The organism is Nostoc sp. DedSLP03, assembly GCF_034530815.1.
Lineage (GTDB): Bacteria > Cyanobacteriota > Cyanobacteriia > Cyanobacteriales > Nostocaceae > Nostoc.
Genome location: NZ_JAVRCK010000046.1, coordinates 115 through 11,056, shown reverse-complemented (window position 1 = coordinate 11,056; position 10,942 = coordinate 115). Strand labels below are relative to the sequence as shown.

Here is a 10,942-nt window from a genome sequence, read left to right as displayed (position 1 = left end):
TTTACCGCTTACCCTTTTTCCTACAATGCCAAGAAGTCTAAGGTTTTTGGAGCTAACACAAGCGTATTGTTGCATAAGAGTAGCACTTCTACGTCTTTATATTAGACTTCTTGCAAAAGTCCAGGAAAAGGGGAAGGTAGGGCCCCAATACTGCTCGGTTAAGCATTTTCAACTCGGCATTGGGTTTGGGGAAAAGGTTAAAGGGTAAAGGTTAAAGGTTTTTTCTTTCCCCTTCCCCCTTCCCCTTTTCCCCTTAACCGACAAGTATTGGGTAGGGCCCTCTGTGGGGATAAGGTGCGGGGGAAAAGGGTAAAAAAACTCAAAATCCTTTCCCTTTAACCTTTACCCTTTCCCCTAAGAGTGCAAAAATATATTTTTGCAAGAGGTCTATTCATTTTCACTGATATTTTTATTCTGTTAATTAAAAAAGCCCCCTAGTGGGGGCTGATTAAGTTGTCCGCGTGGATTAAACAACTAGTTAATTAATACTTACAGTAGATACAGTAATCCGAACAAAATGATCCAAATTACGTCAACGAAATGCCAGTAGATTTCGGCTGCTTCAATGCCAAAGTGCTTTTCGTTACTATAGTGACCCGGAAGGCGCGATCGCCACAACACGGCAACGATTGCCAAAACGCCGATAGTCACGTGCAATCCGTGGAAACCAGTCAAAACGTAAAATGCACTCGCAAATAAATTGGTAGTTAGACCAAATTCTAAATGGGTATATTCATATACTTGACCCACCAAGAAGATAGCACCCATTGCAGCGGTAATTGCTAACCAGATTTGCGCACCTCGTGCATCGTTCTTTTTGATCGCAGTATCGGCATTGTGCATGACAAAACTACTAGAAATTAGATTGATGGTGTTGACTCCAGGTAACAAAAGTTCTAATTCTGGAGTACCTGCTGGCGGCCATGCAGGTAAGGTAGCACGGAAAGCCAAATAGGCTCCGAACAACCCCATAAAAATCATCCCTTCAGCAATCAGGAAGACAATTAGCCCAAACATCCGATGGTCTGGATGTTCTTCATGATGACCGACGGACGCTTCCGCTGCATGATGATGATTTAGTTCGGTTTTAGCTGGGTCAATAGTTTGACTTTGCATGAATTTTTATAAGTGGGGTATTGGGCATTGGGCATTGGGCATGGGGCATTGGGAAGAGAATTAATTAACCAGTCCCCAGTCCCTAGTCCCCTGTTTATTTCCGGTCTTCGGGATTAGCAGCAACCGCAGAGTCGGGTTCTGCTCTTAATACTGAGTTTGGGCCAGCAGATAAAACTGGATTGGGATCGGATAAAGGTACACCTTCGTCAGCCTTTTCCAAACCGTAGTCGTAGGGGCCTGTAGCTAGTACTGGGGTTCGATCGAAATTCTCGATCGCAGGTGGTGATGTAGTCATCCACTCTAAGGTAAGTGCCCTCCAAGGATTATTACCAGCTTTCTCGCCGTATAACCAACTCCAAATCGCATTAATGATGAAGGGGAATGTCGAAACTGCTAGTATGTAAGCGCCGTAAGTGCAGATTTCGTTGATAAAGGTAAATTTGGGGTCATACTGAGCGACGCGGCGGTTCATGCCCATTAATCCCAGTTTGTGCATTGGTAAGAAGGTCATATTTAGACCAACTATTGTTAAGGCAAAGTGAACTTTACCCCAAAATTCGTTCACCATTCGTCCCGTCATTTTCGGGAACCAGTGGTAAATGCCTGCATAAATACCGAGAACACTACCACCAAATAGCACATAGTGCAAGTGTGCTACCACAAAATAGGTATCGTGGACATGAATATCAAAAGGCACTGCTGCCAACATTACGCCACTGATCCCGCCGATGACAAAGGTGCCGACAAAGCCAATAGCGAACAACATGGCAGTATTAAGCTGGATTTTCCCGCCCCACATGGTTGCTAACCAGCTAAATATTTTAATCCCAGTGGGTACGGCAATGATCATCGTGGTGATCATAAAGAACATCCGCAACCAGCCGGGGATACCGCTAGTAAACATGTGGTGCGCCCAAACAATTAGCCCCAAAAAGCTAATAGCGAGAGACGAATAAGCGATCGCTTTATAGCCAAAAATCGGCTTGCGGGAATGCACCGGAATAATTTCTGAAATTGCCCCAAAGAAGGGCAAAATCATGATGTAAACGGCTGGGTGGGAGTAAAACCAGAACATGTGCTGGTACACAACTGGGTCGCCACCCCCAGTTGGGTTAAAAAATGTTGTCCCGGCAATTAAGTCAAAAGCCAGCAAAATTAAACCAGCTGCTAACACTGGTGTAGATACCAAAGTCAGCGCCGAGGTAGCAAACATCGCCCAGCAGAACAACGGCATTTGATGAACACCCATACCGGGGATACGCATCCTGAGCAATGTGACGAGAAAATTGATTGCTCCTAAAATCGATGACGTACCTAGTAGGAGGACGCTCATAATCCAAATTCCCTCACCGACTTGACCTGTTACCAAGCTCAGGGGAGGGTAGGAAGTCCAACCCGCATCCGGTGCATCGCCTACCACTAAACTGACGATCAACAATAAACCCGCAGGGGGAATCATCCAAAAGGCAACAGCATTCAAGCGCGGAAATGCCATATCTTTTGCCCCAATCATCAAAGGGATGAGGAAGTTAGCAAAACCCGCACCAGCTGGCACGATCCACAAGAAAATCATGATCGTGGCGTGCAGCGTAAATAAGCTGTTGTAGACTTCAGGGGTGACGAAATCGACTTCTGGAGTTCGCAGTTCTGTACGAACCAAGTCAGCCATCACGCCACCGATACAGTAAAAAATGAATGTAGTGACTAGGTATTGAATCCCAATCACCTTATGGTCGGTGTTGAAACTAAAGTAGTCTTGCCATTTTCTGATCCCTGGCTCCTCAACAAGAGCAGGGGCGTTGGCAGTTTCTTGCACTTGAGCTTGGGTCATTTGTCATTTGTCCTTTGTCATTTGTCCTTTGTCATTTGTCCTTTGTCACTTGTCCTTTGTCACTTGTCCTTTGTCATTGGTATGAGTACTAATGACCAATGACTAATGATTAATGACCAATGACTAATGACTAATGACTAATGACTAATGACTATTTGTGAACTTGATGGAGGATTTCTGGCTGAATTCCCATGTTCTTGGTATAAGGAGCGAGAAATTCATTTGGGGATAGATCGGCAGGGTTAACAGCAACGGCTTGATTTAGTGTTTCTTTGCTGGCAACTAGCTGTTCTTGCATCCATTTGTCAAAGGCTTCTTGTGGCTCAACAACTACTGGCGCTCTCATTGCACCGTGGTAGGGGCCACAAAGTTCAGCACAGATTAGGGTATAGTCTCCTGCTGTTTTGGGGGTGAAGCGAATCTCGCTTTGCCTACCAGGAATCGCATCTTGTTTCAGGCGGAACTCTGGCACCCAAAAGGCGTGGATGACATCGTTGGCTGTCATATTAATTTCCACTTCTCGCCCGATGGGGACGTGCATTTCACCTGTGGTTATACCAGTTTCAGGATAGGTGAAAAGCCAAGCATATTGTAGTCCTGTGACGTTGACCTGTAATCCTGCTGGTTTGCCTGCTTTATCAGGAGTTCCCCCAATGGTCGGGGCAACACTACCTACACCTGGAGCATTCCGCAGTTGGGGAATTTGGTCAGCGTTGCGGACTTCTGCCGTAGCTGGGTCTTGCATTGCCTCATCAGATTTTTCTTGATTGAGGTTGGGTTCAGTGCTGGGAGGAGTATCGCTTAAAGTTGCGGCGATTGCACTCCCATGCCCTGGCATTTTCATCGACTCCTGATTCATCGGCGCTTCATGAATAGCATGGGGATCAAAGCCACCGATTTCGTTGTAGACATCAAAGCTGTAAACAGAAATACCGATAACGATAATTGCTGGGATCGCCGTCCAGAGAATTTCTAGAGGTACATTGCCCTCAACTGGCGGGCCGTCTTCATTATCACCTGCACGCCGACGATATTTAAATGCAGAGTAAATTAAAACACCTTCGACGAGCAGGAATATACCTGTTGAAACGATCATCATCGCGTTGAACAGACCATCCACTAAGACGGCTTCATCCGTGGCTGCTGCTGGCAACAGACCGTGATTTTGACCGTACCAAAGGCTGGCGAGCGTTAGCACGATGCCAATGAGTAATGTCCAGATTGAACTTGGAATCTTCACGGCTTACTTAATTGAATTTACTACGTTATCTTAAAGCTGCTCACTTACTAAGGTAGTCTAGGCTGTCAGACATGGGGGAGAAAGGTCTGAAATTTTTATTAATTTTTTTGGCTATTTCACTAATTTTGAGTATGAGTTTACTATCATACAACGCCAAAAATAGATGCAAATCAGTAAAAAAATTTAAGGAAAAATTTAGGATGTTTAAATTAATTGCCATTCATCAATTTCTCACATCTTGAAAAATACCTAAAGCTTCAGGCAAAACCTTGTTGGAGTGATTCAAAGTATAAGTGAGTGCTAATCTATAAACCCTTAGCCTATACGCTAGGGTGGAGATGGGACACTAAAAGAAAATTGAAAATTTTAAGAGAGCCACCAAGAACGGGCAGAAGGTATCATTCATGAGCGAATTTGTCCTACAACAACAAAATGAAGCGGCGCTTCAGCAGCAAAAGCCCAAGGAAATAATTCGTCGCTTGGTGTGGAAAATATGCATAGCCACCTTAATTTTGATGGCAATAGGCAGCGCCACCCGTGTGATGAATGCTGGGCTGGCTTGCCCAGACTGGCCCTTATGCTATGGCGAACTCGTGCCAGCCAAGCAAATGAATCTCCAAGTGTTTTTGGAGTGGTTTCACAGATTGGATGCAGCTTTAATTGGTGTAAGCGCGATCGCACTTTTCGGTTTGTCCTGGTGGCATCGTCGTTTCTTACCCAGATGGCTGCCTTGGGCATCTACATTCGCCCTATTTTTAATTGTCTTCCAAGGCATCTTGGGGGGACTCACCGTTACCGAACTGTTGCGGTTTGATATCGTTACCGCTCATTTAGGAACGGCGCTGTTGTTTTTTAGCACCCTCCTGATTATCGGCACAGCACTGACACCCTATCAGGGGACTGGAACCGTTGGTAAGTTGCCTTGGGTCGGTTTAACTGCCGCTGTTCTGGTTTACCTGCAAAGTCTCTTGGGTGCTTTGGTAGGCTCTCGCTGGGCGCTACACCAATGTCTCGGCGGTTCTCAACTTTGTACGGTAATGTACAGCCATATTGCTGGTTTGGTGCCGCCAACAGTAGCAACCTTGGCAATGGTATTTATCTGTTGGCGGACACCAGCACTACATCCAGCCTTACGGCGACTGGCAAATATGGCTGGTGGGTTGTTAACCTTACAAATCTTGTTGGGATTCGCCACCTTCAAATTACACCTCCAAGTCGAGCCTCTCACAGTCTCTCACCAAGCTATAGGAGCTACTTTGCTGGGTACTTTGGTGGCTTTCACAGTTCTCGCACTTCGTGACTCAGTTAGTGCTGAGTCATGTTAGCGGATAGCTAAGGTTGAGCCAGTGCTGAGTCACGATTAGGAAATGAGGGAGTAGGGGAAGCAGCACTTCGACTACGCTCAGTGACCGGGGAAGCAGGGGAAGAATTCCTAACTCTTAACTTTTAACTCCTAACTCCTAACTCCTAACTCAGCACTTAGCACTGATGGAAAGCGCAACGGCGAGTATTGCGACCCACGCAGGTGCAGAAAATCTGTGTTTTCGTTTGCCTGAAAGAGCCACCTTGAGCGGGGGCTGCATATAAGTTGTTGAAAAATAAGGAACCAGAGTCAAAATGATTGAGACTAATGTCTCTCGCCACCACGAAACATTTTTCCAGGTAGTTCAAAGCTACTACCAGCTAACCAAGCCTCGGATTATTCCGTTGCTTTTAATTACCACGGCTGGAAGTATGTGGATTGCTGCTAAGGGAGAAGTAGACCCATTGTTGTTGCTAGTAACTCTCACTGGTGGCACAATGGCTGCTGCAAGCGCCCAGACGATCAACTGTATCTATGACCGGGATATTGATTATGACATGGAGCGGACGCGTCATCGTCCGATGCCTTCCGGTAAGGTGCAGCCACGCGATGCTCTAATTTTTGCGATCGCACTGGCGACCATTTCCTTTACACTCCTAGCAGTATTTGCCAACTTGTTAGCCGCTCTGCTAGCTTTCTCTGGCATCGTCTTTTATATTTTGGTTTATACCCACTGGCTGAAACGCCACACTCCTCAGAATATCGTTGTTGGTGGTGCGGCTGGGGCAATTCCGGCTTTAGTGGGTTGGGCTGCTGTCACAGGCACATTAAGCTGGTCAGCATGGCTGATTTTTGCCATCGTCTTTTTGTGGACACCACCCCATTTCTGGGCATTAGCTCTGATGATTAAAGATGACTACGCAAAAGTTGGGATACCAATGTTACCTGTGATTGAAGGTACTACGGCAACCGTGAAGCAAATTTGGTACTATACGCTGGTAACAGTATTTGCAACCGTGTTATTGGTTTATCCCTTGGGCGCAAGTGGAATTCTTTATGCTGCGATCGCCCTAATTCTGGGAGGATTATTTATCCACAAATCTTGGCGGTTGTTGCAAAATCCAGAGGATCGCGCTGTAGCTAAAGAGTTGTTTCTCTATTCCATCTCCTACATGATGCTGTTGTGTCTGGGGATGGTAGTTGATAGTCTTCCCGTTACCCATAATTTAATTAATGCAGCGATCGATCGTCTGCATTTTATAGCTTAGGGGATGGAAAATTTAGCGATCGCGTTTGGTAAAGGGGCGCGATCGCATTTTCGGAAATTAAAAAATATATAGGAAGGGACTGGGGACTGGGGACTGGGTGAAAAGCCTTTTTGTGTCTAAGTTTCATCAACAGATGATGTCCTAACCACCAAGGCTTGTGCTATACATAATTAGAGTTTTGCGTATTTGCGATTAAAAATAAAATTTCAGTTGTAACCAAATTGATTAAAAAGCTGAATGTTGACAAATTACATTCGTACAGCAATGCACAAAGCAACTTATGAGTTGCTTGAGGATGGAACTTTCTACGGCGAAATTCTAGAATGTCAAGGTGTGTGGGCAAACGCTACAACATTAGAAGCTTGCCGGGAGGATTTGCAAGATACTCTTGAAGGATGGATTGTACTAGGATTGCGTTTGGATCATACTCTATAAGCTTCTTACATCAAACTCAGGTTTGAATACCACCGCCACCTCTTCTGGCAGCATTTGCTGCATCAATATGCTGAGGCTCAACTGTTCCGGTATTACATGCGTGTGCCAAGGAAACGGCAACGTTAATGACGCCAATGTGCGAAAAGGCTTGGGGAAAGTTACCAAGATGCGCCCCTGTCTCCAAGTCGATTTCTTCTGCAAACAGTAAGAGCGAACTGCTTCGTCCCAACATTTGCTCAAACCAAACACGAGCCTCTGTTGTCCTTTGAGCCAAGATCAGTGCGTCGATCAGCCAGAAGGTACAAAGAACAAAGGATGCCTCTTTACCGCTCACTCCTTCTGGTGCATCTCGGTAACGATAACACAGTCCATTGTCAACTAAATGCTCAATAGTAGCATCAATAGTTGACACCATACGCGGGTCAGTTCCATCAATGAAGCCGACACTAGACATGAGCAAATTCGAGGCATCAAGAGTTTCGTCCTCGTAGGATTGCTTGAACGCACCAAGTTTTTCGCTCCATCCTTTTTCAAACACCTGATTGCGGATTAATTCGCGCTCCTGTCGCCAACGGGTAGTATCACCAACTAGCTCAAGCGCTTCAGCCATTTCGATGCCACAGTCTAACGCCACCCACAGCATAACTTTACCGTAAACAAAATGCCGCAACCCCCCGCGCACTTCCCAGATGCCGCTATCCGGTTCGCGCCAGTGTTCAGCAGCCCAATCTACTAGTGGGCAAATGTGTTCCCAAATTGCAGTTGGATCGTACTTTCCAATCTTCCAAGCGAAATGTAAGGCACTAAGTACCTCACCATAGACATCAAGCTGAACTTGCCCAGATGCACCATTGCCAATCCGAACTGGCTGTGATTCCCGGTATCCCCGGAAGTGATCTAAGGTTTGCTCAACCACCTGTCCACTTGATGCGATCGGGTAAAGGATTTTGATTCCAGTTCCTTCTATCTTCAGAGTCTGCGCCAGCCAATTGAAGTATTGATACTCATCATCAATGTAACCTGCTAATAGCAATGCATAAAGAGTAAATGATGAGTCGCGAATCCAGGTGAAGCGATAATCCCAGTTCCGCTCTCCACCAATTTCTTCTGGCAACGAGGTTGTAGGTGCAGCCACAATTGCTCCTGAAGGGGCATAAGTCATCAACTGTAAGGTGAGGGCGCTGCGGACAACTGCATCTCGGTACGCTCCTTGATAAGTACACTTATTCGCCCAACGCCGCCAGAAGGCGATCGTTGATGCCAGGGCATCGGTAGGGGCTAGGTTTGGCAGTTGTGCATCCTCCTCAGTCAAAAGCGTGAATACGGCTTGCTCTCCGGCGTGGAGGATAATCTGGCACATAAATGTATTGCTTGTTGTGTCTAGATGCCATTCAACGGGGCCAGTAACTGTGAATGAACCAAACCTGACTTCGTTACCAAATTTGAGTAAATCGGGAATTGTACGCCCATAATCAGGGCGAGGAGAGCAAGTGCTAATAATTTCAACTGTTCCTTCGCTAACCTCGACAATTCGGATCAGTCTACCAGGCGCAGGAAGGCGTTGCTGCTGCTCATTATTAGTGATATCCATAAAATCTAGCAGCGAAATTCGTCCTGACTCACACGTAAAAATAGTTTCTAGTACATTAGTTTCGTTCAAGTATTGATGATCGCTTTCCCAAGCAGTGGCTGGCTGAATACTCCAGCTCCCACCACGTTCGAGATCCAAAATCTGAGCAAACAAAGACGGGGAATCGAAGCGAGGTAGGCAAAGCCAGTCAATTGAACCACAACTACTGACAAGAGCTGCGGTATGGCAATTGCCAATCACCCCATAATCTTCTATGGGGAGAAAAGATCGAGTAGGAACTGTTGGGTTGCTATTGGGATCGGATGTAATACTCATTACCGTCTTTAGTTGCTGATAACCTTTTACAAAAATATTATTTCGAGTTACAAATTTTTGACAAACTTTATTCTTTTAAATGTTAATCGTTAAATTACAATCTTGAAAGTTATTTGGCAGAAGTAAATTTTTCCAGCTAATCTATCTCGAGGAGTAGGAAAACATATATCTTGGGATTATCTAATTAAAACGGCAAACACTTTAAAATTTTTGAATTTATTGTATTTAGGCTAGCCTTCATAGTATTGATATAGGTATGTAAGGGTTTTTATTACCTAAGCAATCAAGCGGGCAATTTGGGGTGTTGCAGTTTCAGCACTCTCTATTTTTAACTAGATTTATTTCTAGGGTGTCTACAATCTCAAGCCACTTTTGCTAGCGTAGTGATATAGGATTTATCGCTCCCCAGGAAGCACCTGGAAGCAAAAGGATTAATATGGCTCATTTAAATCAGCGTCGCTCTCAAAATGTCAACGGCGATTTTTATGTAGATACTACCTGTATTGATTGTGATACCTGTCGTTGGATGGCTCCTGAAGTATTTTATGATGTTGATGACCAATCGGCTGTTTATCATCAACCAACCAATGAAGCGGAAAGATTAGCTGCGCTTGAAGCACTTTTAGCTTGTCCTACTAGTTCTATTGGTACTGTTGAGAAACCAAAAGATATCAAAGTTGCTCAAGAAAAGTTTCCTATATTAGTAGCAGAAAATGTTTACCACTGCGGCTATCATTCAGAAAAATCTTATGGTGCTGCTAGCTATTTAATTCAACTTCCAGAAGGTAACATTTTGGTGGATTCTCCCCGGTTTACGCCGCCTTTAGTCAAGCGTTTAGAAGAATTGGGGCCAATTCGCTATATGTATTTAACTCATAAGGATGATGTGGCAGATCATCAAAAGTTTGCCGAGCATTTTCAGTGCGATCGCATCCTCCACAGTGATGATATTACTGCGGATACTCGCAATGTAGAAATACAGCTAACTGGTTCTGAACCATTTACTTTGACACCAGATTTATTAATTATCCCAGTTCCCGGTCACACCAAAGGACAAACTGTTCTACTTTATAAAAATAAGTTTCTCTTCACTGGCGATCATCTCGCTTGGTCAGAAAAATTGCATCAACTGATTGCATTCCACAGAGCCTGCTGGTATTCTTGGTCAGAACAGATTAAATCAATGCGTAACTTGGCTAATTATTCTTTTGAGTGGGTGCTACCAGGTCATGGGCGAAGGTTTCATGGCGATAAAGAAACCATGCACCAGCAGATGCACAAGTGTATTGAGTGGATGGAATCTGTGAATTAACATTAGATAACTGACTTTTCTCACGCCATAGGGAAAAACCTAACCCCCTTACCCCCCGTGGCGGGATCTACGGTGTACACACAAGTTATCAAATCACTACCAGTCCTCGAATTACCCCACCCTAACCCTCCCCCCTTCGACAAGCTCAGGGCATCGCTTGTAAAGGGGAGGGGACGAGATTCTCTTGTTTCCCCCCTTCACAAGGGGGGATTAAGGGGGGTAATTCTATTTGTGTATACACTGTAGGTGGCGGGATGGGGGAAAATTCAAAGTCTCTCCTTTTTGACTACGGTGTACACACAAGTATGACCAGTATAGGTTTCAACTCTTCTAGTAGTTTCGTAAGGTGCGTTATGGACACGCCGAAATAACAAATGAGTTCGCCGAAATAGCAAATGAGTTCGCCGAAATAGCAAATGAGTTCGCCGAAATAACAAATGCGTACGCCAAAATAACAAATGAGTTCGCCGAAATAGCAAATGAGTTCGCCGAAATAGCAAATGAGTTCGCCGAAATAGCAAATGAGTTCGC

At 45.0% G+C, this 10,942-nt stretch carries 8 protein-coding genes and 1 pseudogene; 5 read left to right on the top strand and 4 right to left on the bottom strand.

Features of this window, described 5'->3' with window-relative positions:
- Positions 1 to 489 precede the first annotated feature (489 nt).
- The 3 genes from RM368_RS21590 to RM368_RS21580 form a co-directional block, all read right to left on the bottom strand.
- Complete coding sequence (locus RM368_RS21590; protein ID WP_104909637.1) at positions 490 to 1,116, bottom strand: cytochrome c oxidase subunit 3; 627 nt, start codon at positions 1,114 to 1,116, stop codon at positions 490 to 492.
- A gap of 94 nt (positions 1,117 to 1,210) precedes the next feature.
- The gene (ctaD, locus tag RM368_RS21585) at positions 1,211 to 2,947 is read right to left on the bottom strand and encodes a cytochrome c oxidase subunit I (protein ID WP_322695930.1); all 1,737 of its coding nucleotides are present in this window, start codon (positions 2,945 to 2,947) and stop codon (positions 1,211 to 1,213) included.
- A 151-nt stretch (positions 2,948 to 3,098) separates the two neighbouring features.
- Entirely contained in the window at positions 3,099 to 4,187 is a 1,089-nt protein-coding gene (locus RM368_RS21580; protein WP_322695929.1) for a cytochrome c oxidase subunit II, read from the bottom strand.
- 404 nt (positions 4,188 to 4,591) lie between these two features.
- On the opposite strand from RM368_RS21580, the gene RM368_RS21575 reads away from it, so the two are divergent.
- The 3 genes from RM368_RS21575 to RM368_RS21565 all read left to right on the top strand — a co-directional run bounded on the left by RM368_RS21575 (position 4,592) and on the right by RM368_RS21565 (position 7,193).
- Complete coding sequence (locus RM368_RS21575) at positions 4,592 to 5,512, top strand: heme A synthase (protein WP_322695928.1); 921 nt, start codon at positions 4,592 to 4,594, stop codon at positions 5,510 to 5,512.
- A gap of 292 nt (positions 5,513 to 5,804) precedes the next feature.
- On the top strand, positions 5,805 to 6,758 hold the full coding sequence (locus RM368_RS21570; RefSeq protein ID WP_322695927.1) for a heme o synthase: 954 nt from the start codon (positions 5,805 to 5,807) through the stop codon (positions 6,756 to 6,758).
- A 237-nt stretch (positions 6,759 to 6,995) separates the two neighbouring features.
- The gene (locus RM368_RS21565) at positions 6,996 to 7,193 is read left to right on the top strand and encodes a type II toxin-antitoxin system HicB family antitoxin (RefSeq protein WP_322695926.1); all 198 of its coding nucleotides are present in this window, start codon (positions 6,996 to 6,998) and stop codon (positions 7,191 to 7,193) included.
- A gap of 16 nt (positions 7,194 to 7,209) precedes the next feature.
- On the opposite strand, the gene RM368_RS21560 is transcribed toward RM368_RS21565, so the two are convergent.
- Positions 7,210 to 9,099, bottom strand: coding sequence for a glycoside hydrolase family 15 protein (locus RM368_RS21560; protein ID WP_322695925.1), 1,890 nt, complete (start codon positions 9,097 to 9,099; stop codon positions 7,210 to 7,212).
- Positions 9,100 to 9,535: 436 nt separating this feature from the next.
- Here RM368_RS21560 and RM368_RS21555 point away from each other — a divergent pair, with 436 nt between their 5' ends.
- Together RM368_RS21555 and RM368_RS21550 are read left to right on the top strand one after the other, a co-directional pair.
- Positions 9,536 to 10,411 (top strand): MBL fold metallo-hydrolase, encoded by an 876-nt coding sequence (locus RM368_RS21555; RefSeq protein WP_322695924.1) that lies wholly within the window; start codon positions 9,536 to 9,538, stop codon positions 10,409 to 10,411.
- A 346-nt stretch (positions 10,412 to 10,757) separates the two neighbouring features.
- A pseudogene (locus tag RM368_RS21550) lies at positions 10,758 to 10,942 on the top strand (hypothetical protein); the annotation flags it as partial.